Annotated in this window: 17 protein-coding genes; 10 read left to right on the top strand and 7 right to left on the bottom strand. The window is 63.3% G+C overall.

Going from position 1 to position 19,574, the window contains the following annotated elements:
* Positions 1-20 precede the first annotated feature (20 nt).
* From KXD96_RS26650 to KXD96_RS26625, 6 genes are all read right to left on the bottom strand, one after another.
* Positions 21-341, bottom strand: a complete 321-nt coding sequence (locus KXD96_RS26650; RefSeq protein WP_260741894.1) for a lipoprotein LpqH — start codon at positions 339-341, stop codon at positions 21-23.
* A 246-nt stretch (positions 342-587) separates the two neighbouring features.
* On the bottom strand, positions 588-1,403 hold the full coding sequence (istB, locus tag KXD96_RS26645; RefSeq protein WP_260737101.1) for an IS21-like element helper ATPase IstB: 816 nt from the start codon (positions 1,401-1,403) through the stop codon (positions 588-590).
* Positions 1,400-2,950 (bottom strand): IS21 family transposase, encoded by a 1,551-nt coding sequence (gene istA, locus KXD96_RS26640; protein ID WP_260737107.1) that lies wholly within the window; start codon positions 2,948-2,950, stop codon positions 1,400-1,402. Before istA (KXD96_RS26640) ends, istB (KXD96_RS26645) begins: the two co-directional genes overlap by 4 nt.
* Positions 2,951-3,215: 265 nt before the next feature.
* Positions 3,216-4,028: an IS21-like element ISMyma9 family helper ATPase IstB gene (gene istB / locus KXD96_RS26635; protein ID WP_225601307.1), complete on the bottom strand. Its 813-nt coding sequence runs from the start codon at positions 4,026-4,028 to the stop codon at positions 3,216-3,218.
* Positions 4,028-5,245, bottom strand: coding sequence for an IS21 family transposase (istA, locus tag KXD96_RS26630; protein ID WP_225601309.1), 1,218 nt, complete (start codon positions 5,243-5,245; stop codon positions 4,028-4,030). Before istA (KXD96_RS26630) ends, istB (KXD96_RS26635) begins: the two co-directional genes overlap by 1 nt.
* Before the next feature lie 429 nt (positions 5,246-5,674).
* On the bottom strand, positions 5,675-6,301 hold the full coding sequence (locus KXD96_RS26625) for a TetR/AcrR family transcriptional regulator (protein WP_260741892.1): 627 nt from the start codon (positions 6,299-6,301) through the stop codon (positions 5,675-5,677).
* 1,433 nt (positions 6,302-7,734) lie between these two features.
* Here KXD96_RS26625 and KXD96_RS26620 point away from each other — a divergent pair.
* The 10 genes from KXD96_RS26620 (at position 7,735) to KXD96_RS26575 (ending at position 18,674) form a co-directional block, all read left to right on the top strand.
* Positions 7,735-8,493 carry an ABC transporter permease gene (locus KXD96_RS26620; protein WP_225601308.1) on the top strand — a complete coding sequence of 253 codons (759 nt, stop codon included), beginning with the start codon at positions 7,735-7,737 and terminating at the stop codon, positions 8,491-8,493.
* Positions 8,490-9,371 carry an ABC transporter permease gene (locus KXD96_RS26615; protein ID WP_225601305.1) on the top strand — a complete coding sequence of 294 codons (882 nt, stop codon included), beginning with the start codon at positions 8,490-8,492 and terminating at the stop codon, positions 9,369-9,371. The genes KXD96_RS26620 and KXD96_RS26615 overlap by 4 nt, the downstream gene beginning before the upstream one ends.
* 6 nt (positions 9,372-9,377) lie before the next feature.
* Complete coding sequence (locus tag KXD96_RS26610; RefSeq protein WP_225601304.1) at positions 9,378-10,847, top strand: MCE family protein; 1,470 nt, start codon at positions 9,378-9,380, stop codon at positions 10,845-10,847.
* Positions 10,848-10,881: 34 nt separating this feature from the next.
* Complete coding sequence (locus tag KXD96_RS26605) at positions 10,882-11,910, top strand: MCE family protein (protein ID WP_225601303.1); 1,029 nt, start codon at positions 10,882-10,884, stop codon at positions 11,908-11,910.
* Positions 11,907-13,229, top strand: a complete 1,323-nt coding sequence (locus KXD96_RS26600; RefSeq protein ID WP_225601302.1) for an MCE family protein — start codon at positions 11,907-11,909, stop codon at positions 13,227-13,229. The genes KXD96_RS26605 and KXD96_RS26600 overlap by 4 nt, the downstream gene beginning before the upstream one ends.
* A complete protein-coding gene (locus tag KXD96_RS26595; protein ID WP_225601301.1) occupies positions 13,226-14,584 on the top strand; it encodes a virulence factor Mce family protein in 1,359 nt (452 codons plus the stop codon). Before KXD96_RS26600 ends, KXD96_RS26595 begins: the two co-directional genes overlap by 4 nt.
* Positions 14,581-15,741 carry a virulence factor Mce family protein gene (locus tag KXD96_RS26590; protein WP_225601300.1) on the top strand — a complete coding sequence of 387 codons (1,161 nt, stop codon included), beginning with the start codon at positions 14,581-14,583 and terminating at the stop codon, positions 15,739-15,741. The genes KXD96_RS26595 and KXD96_RS26590 overlap by 4 nt, the downstream gene beginning before the upstream one ends.
* A gap of 1 nt (position 15,742) precedes the next feature.
* Complete coding sequence (locus KXD96_RS26585; protein WP_225601299.1) at positions 15,743-17,218, top strand: MCE family protein; 1,476 nt, start codon at positions 15,743-15,745, stop codon at positions 17,216-17,218.
* Entirely contained in the window at positions 17,182-17,910 is a 729-nt protein-coding gene (locus tag KXD96_RS26580) for an Mce protein (RefSeq protein WP_225601298.1), read from the top strand. Before KXD96_RS26585 ends, KXD96_RS26580 begins: the two co-directional genes overlap by 37 nt.
* Positions 17,911-17,972: 62 nt before the next feature.
* Positions 17,973-18,674, top strand: coding sequence for a hypothetical protein (locus KXD96_RS26575; protein ID WP_225601297.1), 702 nt, complete (start codon positions 17,973-17,975; stop codon positions 18,672-18,674).
* Between the two features lie 132 nt (positions 18,675-18,806).
* On the opposite strand, the gene KXD96_RS26570 is transcribed toward KXD96_RS26575, so the two are convergent.
* Positions 18,807-19,574 carry an SDR family oxidoreductase gene (locus tag KXD96_RS26570; RefSeq protein ID WP_260741881.1) on the bottom strand — a complete coding sequence of 256 codons (768 nt, stop codon included), beginning with the start codon at positions 19,572-19,574 and terminating at the stop codon, positions 18,807-18,809.

Below are 19,574 nucleotides of genomic sequence, written 5' to 3'. Positions count from 1 at the left end.
CCAAAGGTAGCCGGGCCGCGCTAACAGCCGACCTTGATTGTGAACGTGCCGGTTGCCCTCAAGCTGGGGTTGCCGGTGTCGAAGCCCTCGGCACGTCCACGGATGGTGTAGGTGTAACTATGCAGGCTTACGTCGGCGGCGCCCTGGAGGCCTTGGGCGTAGCTGCCGGTGAAGCCGCCCAGATCGCTGATGTTGACCGACTTTGCGGTCAGCGAACTTTCGTTGGACACAAACGCCTTTGTGCCCATCGCATTGTCACCGGTAGTAACCATAGTGACCGATCCCATCGGTATGCACTTCACCGTGTGGGTCTCGGGAAGAGCATGATCGTTGATCGTCACCTGCGCGGTTCCCGCGGGCAATGTTCCCGGCGGAGGTGCGGCTGCGGGAGGCGATGACGAGCATGCCCCGACACTCGCTGCTATCAAAACGATTGCGGACAGGTTGCTGAACCGCTTCTGCACCAGCGCACCTCACTCTTTTGTCGCTTGCCAGGGTGATGGGACCACCGTTTTGCCATGAGCATGGGACCGGTTGTTTCCGGTTGCTGGCCGTGGGGTGATGGTGACTGATGACCTGGCTGCTGGTCAATTCGGCTGGTCCGAATTGACCGGCTTTCGAGGACGGGGTTTCTGGCGTTGCCGGTAGGACTCGCCCTCGACGACGAGTTCGTAGGCCGCGGATTGGAGCCGGTCCATCGCCGACTGGGCCAGGAGTGGGTCGGCCATCATGGTGAGGATCTCCGGTGGTTCGCGGTTGCTGGTGATGACCGTTGATGCGGTGCGGTGGCGTTCCACGATGAGCTCGTAGAAGTCATTGGTCTCGGTGGCCTCAAGCCGGTGCAACGCGAGGTCATCGATGATGAGCAGCTCGACGCGGTGTAGTTTGCGCATCTCGTCTTCATAGCTGCCGTCTAGCCGTGCTCCGCGGAGGCGTTTGAACAGTTTGTCGGCGCGTTCGGTATGCACGCTGTGGTGACGTCGCACGGCGATGTGGCCTAATGCGTTGGCCAGGAACGTTTTTCCGACTCCGACCGGTCCCATGATGAGCACGTTGTAGGCGTCGGCCAGAAACCGCAGCGAGGTCAACTCTGCCCATAGTTGGCGGTCGTAGCTGACCGCGGCGGTGTCATCCCAGGCCTGCAGCTGCATCTGCGGATCCAATTGTGCTGTCTTGGCGCGGCGGGCGGCGGACTCGCGGTCGCGGCGGGTGACCTCATCGGCTAGCAGCATTTCCAGGAAGTCGTGGTGTGGCAGCCGATTCGATCGTGCCAGCGCGAGCCGTTCGGGCAGGGTGTCGAGCAGGCGGCCGAGCTTGAGGCGGCGCATCAGCGCTTTGAGGTCTGCAGACACCTCGATCGGCTTGACCGCGGGGGTGGCATCGGGGCGGCGGGTTGTGCTCATGAGGGCCTGCGCACCGCGAAGTCGGTGGCCGCGCGGACGAACCGCGACGCCTGCGGCGGGTTCGGGATCAGCGGCAGCTGTGCGCCGGCACCGCGGGTAAGCATGCGCTCGATCAGCCCGACGTCGATGACCTCGGCGTCCAGCGCGCGCTGGCAGGCGTCATCGACCGCGTCGGCGCCGTGGCGGCGCACCAGTCCCAGGAGTCGGTAGACCTGGCGCATCTTGGTCCACGGCAGCGGATGCTCCAGCACCGCCGCCGCGTAGGCGCCGACATGCTGCCCGTGTGCGGATGCCTTGCGCTGCAAGGTGTTGATATCTCGCATCGCATAGACCGACACCTCGGCCGGTAGATCAGCGGGGTCGGTATGGCGGCGTCCTGGCGCCATGACCGGATGGACCTTGATCAGCTCACCGCGCCAATACAGCTTCACCGTGCGCGCATCCACCCGGGCATCCAGCCGGCGCCCAATCAGCTCACCGGGAACGCTGTAGAGCGCCTTGGCGACCTGCACGTGCCGATCGGGAGCCACCTTGGGCCGGCTCCAGGTCGGGATGTCGAACACCTCGTCGGGTGCCGGTTTGAGGTGGGGTAGCTCGTCGGTGGCGAATACCTCGGCCGGGCGCAGCCGAGTGGTGCCGTGTATCCGCATCCCCGCCACCTGCCCACACCACTGCTCGGCTCGTGCCCGGCAGTCACTCAGATTCCGAAAGTCTTCTCCAGCAAAGAAATTCGACCGAACATATTGGACACAGCGCTCAACCCTAGGCTTGTCGCGCGGGCTGCGGATGCGGGTGGGGTCCACGACGAAGCCCCGCGCCTGAGCGTATTCGCGGAAGGCGTCATTAAGTTTCGGATCGGTCGCATCAGCCTTGTCGACGATGGCCTTCATGTTGTCGGGGATCGCCACCGCGAACACCCCGCCGAAGAATGCCCACGCGGCCTCAAACCCGGCGATCACCTCGTGAAGCGTCTGCCGGTAGGTCGGCCAGACGAACATGTGCCGCGAATACACCGCAGTGAAGATCAACCCCTGCACTACCCGCCGGCGGCCATCCGCGGCATCAGTGAGCATTCCGAGCCGACCGAAATCGACCTGCAGTTCAGCACCGGGCTCGCAATCGGCCACCGGCACCGTGGCCTGCCGAATCCCGAACCCCAATTCCGTTGTGGCATAGCGATGCAACGTTCGATACGACACCACCACGCCCCGACGCCCAAGCAGCGTGTGCACCTTCGTCAGAGTCAAGTCTTGCTTCAGCCACGCCTTGATCTGCTCGTGCTGGGCGGCGATGGTCTCCCAGGCCTGGCTCTTGCCGTTGGGCCGACTCGGCCGCACGCCGGCGATCACCGCCGCCAACAGCTCGTCGGTCAACTGACACCCGTCGCCGTCACGGTCCAGCCCGCACGCGCGGGCGCGGTCCACATACCGGCGCACCGTTTTGCGGTCCGTGCCCGATAACCGGGCCACCTCGCGCAACCCATGACCCTGCAGCCACAACCGCAGCATCTCCCTGACTTCGATCACCGACACCTCCCGGTAGCTCATTCGGCCAATACAGCGGCCGAGCAACCGGAAGCCCCCAACGCCACGCCGGGGTGGTCCCATAACTGGCAAAACAGCTAGCCAGATGGTCCCATCACTGGCAATCGGGTGGTCCCATGCTCATGGCAAAACCGGCGCCGAGCTGGTCCCTTATTCCTGGCAGCCGACACTCTTTCGCCATCATCCCGACTTCGCACTAAGAGCAAGGTCTGTCGGCCCCGGTCGAATTTTGAGCAGTTTCTTCCGGTCGAAAACTGAGCAGGTTTGTTTACGGGGTTGAGTCTGCCTGACGGTCGGCTTCGACGGAGGGCAGGGACTCGATTGCGGTGTGTTTGATGCGGTAGCTGGCCCCTTTGAGGGCGATGACGTCGGCGTGGTGCACGATGCGGTCGATCATCGCTGAGGCGATGGTGGCCTCGCCGAAGACCTGGCCCCACCGGGAAAACGGCAGGTTAGAGGTCAAGATGATCGAGGATTTCTCGTATCGGGTGGACACCAGTTGGAAGAACAGGTTGGCCGCTTCGGTGTCGAAGGGTATGTAGCCGACTTCATCGATGACGATCAGCCCGATGCGCGAGATTTTGCGCAGCTCGGAATCGAGGCGCCCGATGCGGTGGGCTTCGGCCAGCCGGGTGACCCAGCCGGTGGCCGCCGCGAAGGCGACCCGGTGCCCGGCCTGGGCGGCTGCGATCGTTAACGCGGTCGCCAAGTGTGTTTTGCCGGTGCCCGGTGGTCCTAGCAGCACGATGTTGCGGGCTTCGGCCAGCCAGCCGCCGGCTTCTAGGCGGGCGATCTGTGCGCGGTCGACGTGGGGTTGGGCGGTGAAGTCGAAGTCGTTGATCGTTTTGATCGCCGGGAACCCCGCATAGCGGATGCGTTGCCGGGCACCAGATTCGGCCCGGGCATTGGATTCCACGGCTAGCACGGCAGCCAGGTAGTCCTCGAGTGACCAGCCCGCAGCGCGGCCTTGTTCGGCCAGCCGCCCGTAGTGGGCGGCGATCCGCGGGGCTTTGAGCAGCCGGGATTGGTGGGCGATCAGCTTGTCCGCCTCCCCGGGAACGGGAGCGCGTTTGGTGGCCATCAGGCGACCTCCCCGGTCCCAAACAGCGCGTCATAGGCCCCTAGATCGGCGACTTGGACCTCCACGTCCATGTGAGCACCCGCCGTCGGGCGGTCCCGGAAGTTCTCCCGCATGATCGCCGCCGCGGCCAGATGCTCAGGATCACCAACCAATCCCGCGGTGCCCCAGAGCCGTTGGTGGTCAGCGACCACCCGCTCACCACAGCGGGCCATCACCCGATCCAGCGATACGGACACGGTGATCATCCGACCGATCGCCTCGGGATGCACCGAATAGGCGTTGCCGCCGATGCTGACGTAGTAGTCGCGACCCAGCCGCGTGGTGATCATGGTGCCGGTGGCCGGGGCCACCGGCGGCAGCGCGGCCATCGCCTGCAGATCGGTGCCCAGCGCCTGGGCGGGGATCATCGTGGTCGTAGCGTGCCGGCGTGGGTTGGCCACCTGCGCCAGCCACTGCGCGAGCTGGGTGTTGAAGTCCGCAGGCGAGCAAAACCGCCGACCCGGCAGAAACGACGACCTCAAATAGCCGTTGACCCGCTCGACGAGCCCCTTGGTCTCCGGATCATAGGGGCGGGCCTGGATGAGCCGGGTGCCCAAGACTCCGCAGAACCCGGCCACCCCGTCGGCAAGCCGACCGCGTTGACCAATCCCGGCCTCGTTGTCCCACAACAATGTTCGCGGCACCGCGCCGATGCACCCCGAGAGCAGCTGCCACATGCCGCCCAGCAGATCCCCGGTGACCCGCGACGGGATCATCATCGCGGCGATAAACCGCGAGTAGGCGGCCACCATCACCAATACGGGAAACGATCGCAGCACTCCGGCATGGTCGGGCACCACCCGGCCGGGCAGCCACAGATCGCACTGCACCTGCTCACCGGGCAGATGCACCAGCCGGTCGCACGGATCAGCCGGGGCGTACTCCGGGCGAATCCGGGCAACGTTTTCCCCAAACCACGAGTGCCCACCCGTCCAACCCACTCGCTCGGCGATCACCGTCGCCGGCATCCTCGGATACGCGCTGAGCACCGCTCGCACGGCTGGCTCGAACTGCGCCCACGCCGAGGTCGTCACCGGCGCCCGCTCATAGCGCGGCGGACTATCCGAACCCAGCGCCTTGGCCACAGTGTTGCGTGACAGACCCAGCCGTCGGGCGATCGCAGCCTGCGACAACTTCTCCGACCGATACAGCCGGCGGATCTCAGCCCAATCCTCCACAGTGATCACTCTCCAATCGAAGGGTGCTCACTTTTCGACCGGAATCACCTGCTCACTTTTCGACCGGAACCGACAAGGTCGCCACCGCTCGGCGGCAGATCGCTCAGCAAGGCGAGCTGTCGGTTTGGTTAAACAACGGTATCCAACTTTGGTGTCATGGTCACCGGCCATCGCGATGCATTCCTTGACAACCACATTGGCCTTTGGGGCCGATGCGGGCGGGCCCGACACAGAGGTTGGCGATGCTAGTGATCAGCCAGGTTTGATGGTCGACGAGGAGCGGCGCTACGTGAACATGAGTCCTGTTGTGAAATTGGCGCTTTCGACCTGATGCTGCGACACGGATCGCCGCGTCGTCCTAGCGAGGACAACAAGATTGAAGAGCGGACAGGTTGGCCGCAACAGCCGTGACTTGACATCGCCGAGAGGCTATCGCCGAGGGTTGAGTGAGGCGACGAGCAGGTTGCGCAGCACGCCCTCGTCACCGCCGTCCTCGGCCTTGGCGGGTTCAGCGATAAGGCTGAAGTTGATGCGGACGATCCAGCGGGCGAGGGTGTCGGCCGGGAGATCTCGGCGAATATTGCCGGCGGCGGCAGCAACCGCGAGGCGACGGACCAGCGCGTCAGCGAGTTTGGCTCGCCACAACTCGGAGCCTGCTGCGGCGTGATAGGCCGCACCGACGGCTTGGTGGTCCTCAACTAGTGAGCGCATTATCGGTGAGCTGCGGGCGATGTCGTTTCCCCGCATGCATGCGGCGAGGAGCTGATCGAGAAAAGGCTCGTCGGTCTGCCAGCATTGTTCGACGGCTTGCAGGGTAGCGGTGAGTACTCGCACGAAGGAGGCCGCCAGCAAAGCGTCTTTGCTCGGGAAGTAGTAGTACAACGTCGACCGGTGCACGCCCGCGCGCCGGGCGATGTCACCCATCCGGGTACGGACAGGCCCCTTGTCGGAGTAGCAGGAATCGGCTGCCGTCAGCAACCGTTCGCGCACCTCGTGGTCTGCGGGCGAGTCCGCACCCCGTAGCCTCGTGCGACGTTCTCTGGGGTGGGCGGTCACACCAGCACACTACGGACTCGGTGGTATGCCGGTGACGCAATGGCGACAGCCGGACCACGGCTCGGTGGCTGTTTACTTGCGATGCGAGGGGTCTGCGGCAGTCTCGCGGTGGCGCTACCGAAGGTTTCCGGCAGGCGACGCTCACCGACCCCCAAGTGCCTGCTCGGGAACCCGGCGATGAAGGCAACGCCGCATGCAGGCTATATCCGACCAGCTAACCGGGTAGCAACTGTCAAGCAGCGCGTGACTCGCTGTGGCTCACCAGCGAAGAGATTCTTCAGCAATGCTCCGAAAAAAGAGCTAACGGTACAATCCGATATATAGATAGATATTTAGCCTTCGGGACGTTCTTCGCTCGGCGCTTTTGTGCACAGGATCACCTCGTCCCCGACGACACAATAAGGCCGAGACGGAATGCCCGGTTACTCGTAAGCAGCGGTTAATTGCCCCCGCGTGCGACGGGGTGTGCAGTTGGTGGGATGCACTACACGACCAGATTTGGCGCCCGGAGGAGTCGAGGCCGTGCGTGCCGGTATTGAGTTCGTAGCCGTGCGGTCGGGCGTAAGCGCAGCTCAGAGCTTCATCAGTGTGTCGACACGCGCTGACGGGTCCTCGACAGTGCGACGCATGCGACCCGGTGGGACCGGCCAGTCTGCACACAGTGTCGCTCAGAAGCGGGCTGTTGGGGCGGCAATGCACGTCATACATAACCACTTCTTTGGGCTGATTTACACCACCATCCTTTGGGGCTTAGGGCGTATCTGATGTGCGATAAAGGACGCCCTGGTGGCGCTAACTTCGCCACGAATCCCATTGCTGAGCAGTCAATAAAGTAAATCAGCCGGAACGATGGTTATAAATAGATCTGCGAACGGCGTAGTTCCCATTTGTTGAGTGTTATTCGAAATTAATATGCAAATTTATGCGTCCTACAGCAAACGTCTCTCCGGAAGAGCGCCCGCGTTGCGGCGGATGCTCTGCGTGGTCGCGACCAATACAGTGCGACGCAGTCGACTAGCCGTCCTTTGGCGGCATCTACGAGGTCTGACGGGTACAACGCTACTGGGTGGGTAGCGAACCCAGCCAGACGCGGTCGCGCCGATCGCCGGGGATTGCGACATTACGGCCAAAATTGTCGGAATCCACAGCAAACCGTGGTAGTTGCACAGGCGCCGGTAAGCGGGTTCGCCCGGAATGGGCCATTGTCGATGTTGCTCTGCCTTAATGTCATGGTGTAGCGTCCCGCTGTGCTGTGGGCCACACTGTTAGATAGCCGGCGGCTTGTCATTACGCTGCGCGGGGAGGATTCGTCATCTAATGTCAGCCGGGACTAGTTACAAACGAGTGCGTTAGTGGTGGCGACAGACACAGAGCCTATTTCGGTCGCCGCCGGTGCACCGACGCGCGCCGTGGCCTCCTCGGGCACCGGCCGGATGAGTGTTGCCGGCAAGCCGTTACGCGAGGTTGGCAGTTACTTCGCGTTGTCGCTCGACATCCTGATACAGATGATGCGCCCGCCCTTCGCGTGGCGCGAATTTGTCCATCAGGCTTGGTTCGTGGCTCGGGTATCGATCGTCCCGACCATCTGCCTGTCGATTCCGTTCAATGCGCTGGCCGTTTTCATCATCAACGTTCTGCTGGTCGAGATCGGCGCTGGCGACGCATCCGGCGCTGGCGCTGCGCTATCGGGCGTCGTCTACATCGGCCCGATAACGACGGTGCTGGTAGTTGCCGGTACCGGTGCGACCGCGATGTGTGCTGACTTGGGCGCTCGTACCATCCGCGAAGAACTCGACGCGATGCGGGTGATGGGAATCAACCCCGTCCAGCGCCTGCTGGTACCCAGGGTGCTGGCGCTTTGCCTCAACGGGTTACTGCTGAACTCGATCAACACCATTGTCGGGCTGGTTGGCAGCTTTTTCTTCTCGGTCTACTTCCAACACGTCACTCCGGGTGCGTGGGCGGCGAGCCTGACGCTGCTGGTCAAGATGGCCGACACGTTCATCGCCTTCTTCAAGGCGGCTCTGTTTGGCCTGGTCGCTGGCACCATCGCGTGTTACAAGGGCGTCACCGTGGGTGGAGGCCCCCAAGGTGTCGGCAACGCGGTCAACGAAACTGTGGTGTACACGATCATGGCGTTATTCGTGATCAATATCGTGCTAGTCGCCGTCGGTACGAAGGTGACGATGTGAGCGCAGCCCCCGCCCCACCCACGCTGAGCGCCGTCCCCGCGCCGCCGCGGTTAGCACGGCTGACAATCACCGTGCGCGGTCTGATCGACGGGTGGAACCGGCTCGGGAACCAGACCGCGTTCTATGTCAAGGCGCTGGCCCTGACGTGGGATGCGATCGCCCGCTATAAGGCCGAGACGCTGCGCCTGATCGCCACCATGAGTCTGGGCGTCGGTGCGCTGGCCATCATCGGCGGCACCGTGGTGGTCGTCACCACCTTGGTTATGTCCACCGGTTCCTTTGTCGGCATCCAGCTTTACCGATCTTTATCCGATATCGGCGTGGAGGCATTGAGCGGTTTCGCCTCGGCCTACATCAACACCCGGTTCGCCGCGCCGCTGACCGCAGCCATCGGCCTGGCCGCGACCATCGGCGCTGGAGCCACCGCACAGATGGGCGCAATGCGCATCAACGAGGAGATCGACGCGCTCGAGGTGATGGGCATCCGCGCGATCAGCTACCTGGCCTCCACGCGGGTAGTGGCGGGTGTGCTGGTCACGGTTCCACTGTGGTGCCTTTCCTCGTTGGCGGGATATCTGGCGACCCGGACGCTTGTCGTCGTCGCCTTTGGCCAGGCTCCCGGGGTCTATGACCACTACTTCCAGACCTATTTGAAGCCGACCGACCTGATTTGGTCGCTGCTCCAAGTCATGGTGACGGCAACGGTGGTCATGCTGGTGCACACCTATTACGGTTTCAACGCCTCAGGCGGCCCGGCCGGCGTCGGTGAAGCGGTCGGTCGCTCGGTGCGCGCCTCATTGGTCGTGGCGGCATTCCTGCAGTTAGCTGTGGCGATGGCCGCCTACGGGGTGTCCGGCGACTTCAACCTGTCTGGGTAGCGACCGATGAAAAAAATACGACGTGAGGCTGGCCTTCCCCCGGCACTCTGGACCCTCATCCTCTTCGTCGCGATCACCGGCCTGATCGTGCTCACGCTGGCGATGTTCAACAGAGATCTCAGGCCATACGCCAGGGTGACGCTCACCTCGGACCGCTCGGGCCTCATCATGGAACCCGGTGCAAAAGTGAAGTTGCGCGGCGTGCAGGTCGGCCGGGTTACCTCGATTCAGCCAGGCGATCCGGTGACGCTTCGGCTCGAGCTGTACCCCGACCAGCTTAAATACATTCCGGCCAATATCACCGCCCAAATCACCGCCACCACGGCGTTCGGCGGGAAATACGTCGATCTGCAGGTTCCCGACAACCCGAGCCCGAAACGGCTGGCGGCCGGGGCAGTGGTGAGATCGCGCAACGTGACGACCGAAGTAAACACGGTGTTTCAAAACCTGGTCGCGGTGCTCAATCAGGTCGACACACCCAAGCTGAACGCAGTGCTCACCGCGTTGGGAGACGGGTTCCGCGGCAAAGGTGAAACCCTCGGTGAGGCCACCACCGACCTCAACGAAGTCCTGAAGGCTATCAATCCCCGCAGCGAAACGGTCCGTAGCGACCTGCGCGCATTCAAGGGATTCAGCGACACCTACAGCGCGGCCGCACGCGACATCGTGACGGTGCTCGACGCGGCCAGCACCACCAGCGTCACCGTCAGCAGCAATGCCCGGGCGCTGGACTCGTTGCTGCTCAACGTCATCGGGCTGTCGAGCAGTGGCACCAACCTGATCGGGCCGAATAAGGACAACCTGGTGCATGGAATCAACCTGCTTGAGTCCACCACTCGGCTGCTGATGAAGTACAACCCGGAATTAACCTGCACGCTGGTAGGCGGAAAGAACGTCATCGATTCGTTTTCCGGCGTCGCCGGCGGCAGCAACGGGTATTCGGTCATCCTCGACGTCGCTTTGCTCCTCGGCGACGATGCGTACCGCTTTCCTGACAACCTGCCGATCAACGGGGCCAAAGGTGGGCCTGGGGGACGGCCGGGTTGCGGATCCTTGCCCGACGTCGCCAAAAACTTTCCGCAGCGTTACCTGGTGACCAACACCGGGTGGGGGACCGGGTTGGACATGCGACCGAACCCCGGCATTGGTTTCCCGGGATACGCGGACTATTTCCCGGTTACGCGGGGAGTGCCGAAGCCGCCCAGCCTTCGCCATCCGGGGGGTGCGGCACCCGGTCCGATCCCGTATCCGGGCGCGCCACCGTACGGGGCGCAACAGTATGCGCCGGACGGAACGCCGCTGTATCCCGGTTTGCCTCCGGCGCCTCCGCCGGGCATGCCGCGCGAACCGGGTCCACCGCCGGCGGGGTCGGAACCGTTCGTGCCGCCGGTGCCGGCCGGGACCCATCCCACCTGCGGAATCGTCACCCAGGAGTGCGAACCGCTGCCACCGCCACCCTATGGCCCGGCGCCGTGACCGCCGACTGCAGACGCGTTAGAGGAAGGCACTGATGCGAGACAATTTGGCAGGAGCGCTGTGGCGCCTGGCCGTCTATGTGGTCGTGGCTCTGCTGGGCATGTTCGCGCTGATCGGTGTTTTCGGGCAGCTCCGTTTTCAGGCTGAGAAGACCTATAAGGCCCAGTTCGCAAATGTCTCGGGTTTGGCGGGCGGAAACTTCGTCCGCATCGCTGGTGTCGAGGTCGGCAAGGTCAAAAACATCACCATTCAGCCCGACTCCACGGTGCTCGTCGAGTTCACAGCGGCCGACTCGGTAGTGCTCACCGAGGGTACGAGGGCCGCTATCCGTTTCGCTGATCTCACTGGCGGCAGATATGTGGCACTGGAAGAGGGCGCGGGCGCAGTCAAGCGACTTTCTCCGGGTGCGACGATCCCGCTGAGCCGTACCGAGCCGGCGCTGGATTTGGATGCGTTGATCGGCGGCTTCCGGCCACTATTCCGTGCGCTGGACCCCGACCAGGTGAACAAGCTGACCGGTCAACTGATCACGGCCTTCCAAGGGCAGGGCGGCACGATCGGCTCATTTCTCACCCAGGCGGCGGCCCTGACCAACACCTTGGCCGACCGCGATCAACTGATCGGTCAAGTCATCGTCAATTTGAACAGCCTGCTCGGTTCGCTCGGCGGCCAAAGCGGCCAGTTCGCCAAGGCCGTCGACTCACTATCTGAACTGGTCGAAGGTCTCACAGCTCGCAAGCAGGACATCAGCAACGGAGTGGCGTACGCCAACGCGGCCGCCGCGTCGATCGCCGACCTGCTGGCGCAGGCCCGCCCACCGGTGAAAAAGGTTGTGCACGAAGCGGATCGCACCGCAGGGAACGTGCTGGCCGACCACGAGTGGTTCGACAACTACCTCAACAACTGGCCCGACGCGTTGCGGATACTCAACAGGCAGGGTATGTACGGAGACTTCTTCAGCTTCTACTTGTGCGATATCGTCCTCAAGCTCAACGGCAAGGGCGGCCAGCCGGTGTATGTCAAGCTGGCCGGTCAGGCCACCGGCAGGTGCACGCCGCGATGAAGACTTTTTCCGAGCGCAATCCGTTCATCGTCGGCGCCATCGGCCTGGGTGTCGTTTTTGCTCTTATGTTGCTGTCCTTGAACTACGACAAGCTGTTGTTTTTCAACAGGGACAAGACTTACTCGGCGTACTTCGCCGAGGCGGGCGGCTTGATGGCCGGTAACCACGTTCAAGTATCGGGTTATCGCGTCGGGCAGGTCTCCAGCGTCGAGCTGGACGGACCGCGCGTACTGGTCAAGTTCGAGGTCGCCAGGAATGTCCGACTTGGTGACCGTACCGAGGCGGCGATCAAACTCAGGACCGTGCTCGGCAGCAAAGTCCTCGAGATCACCCCTCGTGGAGAGGGGCAGCTGACCGGACCAATACCCCTTGACCGGACCACGCCGGCCTATCAGCTACCCGACGCGCTGGGTGACCTTACGGCAACGATCAGCGGCCTCAACACCGACCAGCTTTCCAATTCGCTGGCCGTGCTGGCCAATACCTTCTCCAACACCTCGCCTGACCTGAAGGCCGCGGTGCAGGGGGTAGCGCGATTCTCGCAGACGTTAGACGAACGCGACAGTGCGCTGCGAAACCTGTTGAGCAACGCCAACAAGGCGACCAAGGTGCTGGCCGAGCGTAGCGACGAAGTGGCCAAGCTCGTCGCTCACACCAACGCGCTCCTGGTGCAGTTGAGAACCCAAAGCAACGCGCTGGACCAAATCTCCAATAATCTCTCCGCGCTGGCCCAGCAGCTCAAAGGGTTCATCGCCGAGAACCGCGACACGTTGAAGCCTGCGCTCGACAAGCTCAACGGTGTGCTGGCGATCGTCGACAACCGCAAGCAACGCGTGCAGAAAGCGATCGTAGGGCTAAATAGATACGCCATGGGCCTCGGTGAATCGGTCTCCTCCGGGCCGTTTTTCAAGGCCTACGTGGCCAACCTTTTCCCCGGACAGTTCGTGCAGCCATTCATCGATGCGGCCTTCTCCGATCTTGGCCTGGATCCGAATGTGCTGTTGCCCACCCAGCGCGCCGACCCGCAGACCGGCCAGCCGGGGACACCGCCACTGCCGATTCCGTTCCCGCGGACCGGCCAGGGCGGGGAACCGCGCCTGACGCTGCCCGACGCCATTACCGGCAACCCGGGCGACCACCCGTGCGGTTCACCAGGTTCGCCCTCGCCAGGACCTGGCTGCTATCCCTACCGCGAGCCGCTACCCGCGCCGCCACCGGGCGGGCCGCCGCCAGGTCCGCCCGCGTCTCCGGGTCCAGGCGAAGGGCAGTCGAGTCCGTCGCCGGGACCCTCCCGGCCGGGTGAAGGGGGTGGACAGTGAGCTCCCGCAACGCAAAGATCGGCGTGGCCATCGCTCTGGTAGTGGTGCTGATCGGCGGCATCATCACCGTGCTGCGGTCGGCGGCCGGGATCGGTCGCACCACTGTCGTCGGATATTTCGCCAACAGCACCGGCCTCTACAACGGTGACAGCGTCGTTGTTCTCGGCGTGCCGGTCGGCAAAATCGAAAAGATCGAACCACAACCCAATGACGTGAAGATCACCTTTTGGTACAACGACAAATACAAGGTGCCTGCTGATGCCAAAGCGGTGATCCTCTCACCGTCACTGGTGACGCCCCGGTCCATCCAGTTGACGCCCGCCTATACGGGCGGCCGGGTGATGGCTGATCACGCCGTGATCCCGCAGGAACGCACCGCGGTTCCGGTGGAATACGACGACTTTCGCCAGCAGCTCGAGAAACTGACACAGGTACTGCAGCCGACCACTCCGGGTGGGACCAGCACCCTAGGCGCATTCATCAACACGGCAGCCGACAACTTGCGGGGCCAGGGCCCAGACATCCGTGACACCGTCATCAAACTGTCACAGGCGATTTCGGCGCTCGGCGATCACAGCAACGACCTGTTCAGTACCGTGAAGAACCTGTCGATCCTGGTCTCCGCGCTGCACGACAGCAGCGACTTGCTGCAACACCTGAACCAGAACCTGGCCGCGGTGACGGGCTTGCTGGCCAACGACCCCGACGAAGTCGCGCACGCTGTTCGCAACCTCAACGACGTGGTTGACGACGTCCGCAGCTTCGTGGCCGACAACCGCGAGGCACTGGGGACCACCTCGGACAAGTTGGCGTCGGTGACTCAAGCCGTGAACGAGAGCCTTGATGACGTCAAGCAACTTCTGCATGTCGGCCCGACCGCGTTCCAGAACTTCCTCAACATTTACCAACCCGCACAAGGGACGCTGACCGGCGCCCTGGCCTTGAACAACTTTGCCAACACGATCCAATTCCTCTGCGGAGCAGTGCAGGCCGCTTCGCGTCGAGGCGCCAAGGAGTCAGCGAAGCTGTGTGTGCAGTATCTGGCGCCGATTATCAAAAACCGCCAGATGAACTTCCCTCCGCTGGGCGAAAACCTTTTCGTGGGAGCCGCGGCGCGCCCCAACGAACTTACCTACAGCGAGGACTGGCTGCGCCCGGACTATGTTCCCCCGCCGCCACCGGGATCTCCGCCCGCGCCGGCTAGCCCCGCACCGCCGGCCGATGAGACACCGCCGGCTGGCACCCCGCCGCCGGCAGCCGACGCGTCGACGCAACCGCCGCCCGCACAAGCCGCGCCGACCAACCCCGCCGCCGGACTGCGCGGAATGATGGTGCCGCCCGGAGGTGGACAATGAGGCCGTCACGGCTTAGGAGTCGCGCAGCGGCGGCGCTATTGGCAACGTTGGCGCTCGCCTTGCTGTCTGGCTGCGGCTTTCGGGGCCTGAACTCGTTCACCCTCCCGGGAACCAAAGGCGGCGGATCGGGTTCATACACGATTCAAGCTCAGATGCCCGACGTGCAAAACCTGCAACAGAATTCCCGGGTCCGGGTCAACGATGTGACGGTCGGCAACGTGATCAAGATCGAGCTGCAGGGTTGGCATGCGCTGGTCACCATGACGATCGACGGCGATGTGAACCTCCCGGCCAACGCGACGGCCACCCTCGGTCAAACCAGCCTGCTCGGTTCGGTGCACGTCGAACTGGCACCGCCCACCGGGGTGGCGCCGCAGGGCAAGCTGAGAAGCGGATCACTGATCCCGCTATCGTCGGCTGGCGCCTACCCGTCCACTGAGCGGACACTGGCCGCCGTTTCACTGCTGCTCAACGGCGGCGGCCTGGGCCAGATCCAAGACATCACCAAGGCGTTGAGCACCGCCTTTTCCGGGCGCGAACAAGATTTGCGAAGCCTGCTCGAACAGCTCGACAAATTCGTCAGCTATCTCAACGACCAAAAAAGCGACATCATCGCCGCAACGGACAGCCTCAACAATCTCGTCCGCCAGTTCGCCGACCAGAAGCCGGTAATCGACAAGGCCCTTAAGACCATCCCGCAAGCGCTGAGCGTCCTCAAAGACGAGCGAGACAACCTCGCCGACGCGCTCGGAGAAGTGGGCAAGTTCAGCGCGCTCGCCGCCGACTCGGTCAATAAGACCAAGGAGAACCTGATCAAAGAGCTGAAGGACCTTGGCCCCGTGCTGCAATCGCTGGCCGATGCCGGGCCGACGTTGACCCGCTCGCTGGGTTTCTTTGGAACCTTCCCCTTCCCCACGGAAACGCTCAGCAAATGGTTGCGCGGTGACTACGCGAACTTGACCGCGGTGATCGATTTGACGCTAAGTCGGCTCGACGCGTCGTTTTTCACCGGCACCCGGTTCGAGTGCAATCTAACCGAGCTCGAGCTGCAGTGGGGCCGTACCATCGGCCAGATGCCCAGCCCCTGCATGGCGGGCAGCCAGTACAACCCCGGCAACCCGTTGGTCGTCCCTTACCACTTCGACCAGGGGCGCTGACATGCTGCATCTGACGAAGCGCACAAAAATTCAGCTCGTAGTTTTCGCGGTGATCAGCCTTACCGCTGCCGCGATCATGTTTTTCAACTTCATGCAAGTACCGGCCGTGTTCTTCGGGATCGACCGCTACACGGTCAAAGTGGAGCTACCCCAGGCAGGCGGACTCTACCGGGGCGGGAATGTCACCTACCGAGGCGTCGAGGTGGGTCGGGTGCAGGCGGTACAGCTGACTCCCACGGGTGCCGAGGCGGTGCTCCAGTTGGATTCCGATACCCACATCCCAGCCGACCTCAACGCCCAGGTGCACAGCGTATCGGCTGTTGGCGAGCAATACGTTGAGCTGCTGCCCCGCAGTGCGCAAGGGCCATCACTGAAGAACGGCGACGTAATCCCCCTTGACCGCACGTATGTCCCACCGGACATCAACTCGCTGCTGGCAGCGACCAACCGCGGTCTGAGCGTGATCCCACGCGACAACCTGAAAACCGTGGTCGACGAGTCCTATGCCGCGGTGGGTGGCCTCGGCCCGGAGCTTTCCCGCCTGGTTGATGGGACGTCGAAGCTGGCCATCGATGCCCACAACAACCTCGACGCGCTCGTCACCTTGATTGACGGGTCCAAGCCGCTGCTGGACAGCCAGACTCAGTCATCAGATGCGGTCCAGGCGTGGGCCGCCCACCTTGCGACCATCACCTCTGAGCTGCGCGACAACGACCCTTCGGTCGCGGGTCTGCTGCGCAACGGCGCGCCGGCGGCCGCCGAGGCCCGGCAGTTGTTCGACCGGCTGAACCCCACGCTGCCGATCGTGCTGGCCAACCTGGTCAGTGTGGGGCAGGTGGGCGTCACCTACCGCGACAACCTCGAATCTCTGTTGGTCGAGCTGCCCCAAGGCACTGCCGACATCCAGGCGATCGGGGTGGCCAACCGCAACACCAAGCAGGATTACGTCGGTGCTTTTCTGAGCTTCAACCTGAACCTCAACTGGCCGCCGCCATGCACCACCGGATTTCTGCCGGCCCAGCAGCAGCGTGCTGCCAGTTACGAGGACTACCCGGATCCACCTAAAGGCGACTTCTACTGCCGGGTGCCGCAAGACTCGATGCTCAACGTGCGCGGTGCCCACAATCTGCCCTGCGAAACACGCCCCGGCAAACGCGCGCCGACCGTCAAACTGTGCGAAAGCGACCAAACCTACGTTCCTCTCAACGAGGGCTTCAACTGGAAGGGTGATCCGAACGCGACGTACTCCGGGCAGGGTGTCCCGCAGTTCAGGCCGGGCGAGGAGCCGCCTGGGCAGGTCCCCCCGCCGTCGCCGCCGGGTCCCTTGCCACCGCCGATAGCAGCCGTCCAATACGATCCCGCCACGGGCATGTATATAGGCCCAGACGGCCGGATGTACACCCAAGCCGACCTGGCCCGCGGCACCAGTAAGGAGCAAACATGGCAAAGCATGCTGATGCCCCCCAAGAGGCACTGAGCGAGACGGGCCTGGCAGAAACGTCCCAATCCGCCAGCCACGCTGACGTGGATTCATCGGAATCGGTCACCGCCAGTGAGACGAATGCCGAAGCGGCGCCCGCCTCGGAGACGGCGATGGAGGGGGCCGACGAAGTCGACGACTACGACGCCCCGGTTGATGACGACGTCGACGGCGATTCCGCCGACGCTACCCCGGTCAAAAGGCCCAGGTCGCCAGTGCTCTTGGCAACCCTATTGGGGTCGGTCATCGTTGTCGGCTTGGGGTCGCTGGCCGGCTGGTTCGGGTTCCAGACCTATCAGTCTCATCGGGCCCAGCAGCAGCGCGAGCTGTTAGTCCAAGTCGCACGGCAAGGCGCGCTGAACCTGACGACAATTGACTGGCAGCACGCCGACGCCGACACCCAGCGCATCCTGGACTCAGCGACCGGCACTTTCTATGACGACTTCTCGCATCGGTCCAAGCCCTTCATCGACGTCGTCAAGAAAGCGCAGTCCAAGTCGGTAGGAACAATTACCGAGGCGGGCCTGGAGTCACAATCAGGCAACGAAGCCCAAGTGCTGGTCGCTGTGTCCGTCAAGACCTCGAACCTCGGTGCGGCCGAACAGGAGCCGCGGCATTGGCGGATGCGAATCATTGTGCAGAAGGTCGGAAACGAGGTGAAAGTCTCGAACGTCGCATTCGTACCGTGACGGGGCTGCACCCTGGCCAGCGCCGATGATCAAGCCCACAAATCAGAAAAGGAACCATCGCAGTGCGGGTTATATCCGATTCTGCCGTAGAGCAGGACCAAGCGCAGGTCGCCGACGAGACAACACAGCAGGTCGATGCTGAGATGCACGAAGCCGAAGAGACCGGCGACGGCAGGGAAGCGGCCGATACCGAAGACGTTGCCGAATCGGAGGACAATTCCTGCGACGATGCTGAAACAGAAGATCCCAAAAGCGTTGAGCCCCAGGCACGTAAGCGACGGATCGCGTGGTCGCGGATGCTGGCCTTCGGGGTGCTGCCGGTACTGGCGTTGCTGATCGCGGCGGCCGTCGGCTACCTCAAGTGGCAAGACGCGTTCAACCGTTCGTCTGAGGCGGCCGGCATCGAGTCGGTCGGCGCCGCCAAGGATTCCACCGTCGCGATACTGTCCTACCAGCCCGACAGCGTCGAAAAGGACCTAGGCCCCGCCCGCGATCGGCTGACCGGCAAGTTCAAGGACTCCTACACGCAGTTGATCCAGGACGTGGTGATACCAGGCGCCAAGAAGGACCACATCTCGGCAGTCGCTACCGTTCCCGCCGCCGCCTCAGTGTCGGCGACACCAAACCACGCGATCGCTCTGGTGTACGTCAACCAGACTGTGACCGTCGGCAACGATGCGCCCACCGACACCGCATCCACCGTCCGGGTGACTATGGACAAGGTCGGCAACCGGTGGCTGATCTCAGCATTCGACCCGGTCTAAGGGTCGGATGGCACAGGCGGATACTTCAGCGCGGGCTGACAGGGTCGTGGAGGTTTGGTACGAGGCGCAAGCTGCGGCGCACCGATGCCGGCAAGCTGTACACGGCCTGTTGGTCAAAACGCGCGGTGGCATCTAGAACGCTGACCGGTGCAGGCCGCCGTCGACTTCGATCCAGCTTCCGGTGATGTAGCCCGCCGGCTCCGAACAGAGATAGGCGATGAGCGAGGCGATCTCATGCGGCTTGCCCATCCGTGCCGCCGGCACTCGGGCCTTGGTGAGCATGAACTCGCGTCGTTGCTCCTCGCTGCCGGCCCCCAGATTCTTGTCGATGTAGTCGATCGCGTTGTCGGTTTCGATCCAGCCCGGCGCAACGGTATTCACCGTAACGCCATAGCGGGCGTATTCGTCGGACACAGTCTTGAGCAGCCCGATCGTCGATGGGCGACTGGTGTTGGCGACCGCATGATGGATGTTGCCGGCCGGCTCCTTCGCGGTGGCCGAACCGATGTGGACGAACCGGCCCCATCTGGCGTCCCGCATGCCTGGCAGCACAGCCCGGAGAAGGAAGATCTGGCTCATCGTGTGCAGTTCGAATGACTCGCGATAGTAGTTCACGTCGGTGATGTCGCCGAAGTCGCCGGGCCGCTGATACTTTGCCTGACCCACGACGATGACCGGTGGCCCCCACTCCGTACGAACCTGGCGGACCGCGTCGTCCACCTCGTCTTGATGGCTGACATCGGCCGCGATGCCCGTTGCGATACCGCCCTGCGCGCAGATCGCATCGACCGCGGCGTCGATGTCGGTTCTGCTGCGGGCGAGCACCGCCACCCGACAGCCTTCGGCGGCAAGAATTTTGGCGACCTCAAAGCCGATGCCCTTGCTGCCGCCGACGACCAA

It is taken from the genome of Mycobacterium sp. SMC-2 (assembly GCF_025263485.1).
Classification (GTDB): domain Bacteria; phylum Actinomycetota; class Actinomycetes; order Mycobacteriales; family Mycobacteriaceae; genus Mycobacterium.
Note: the sequence above shows the minus strand (reverse complement) of the source record. Positions and strands in the feature narration are given on the sequence as shown.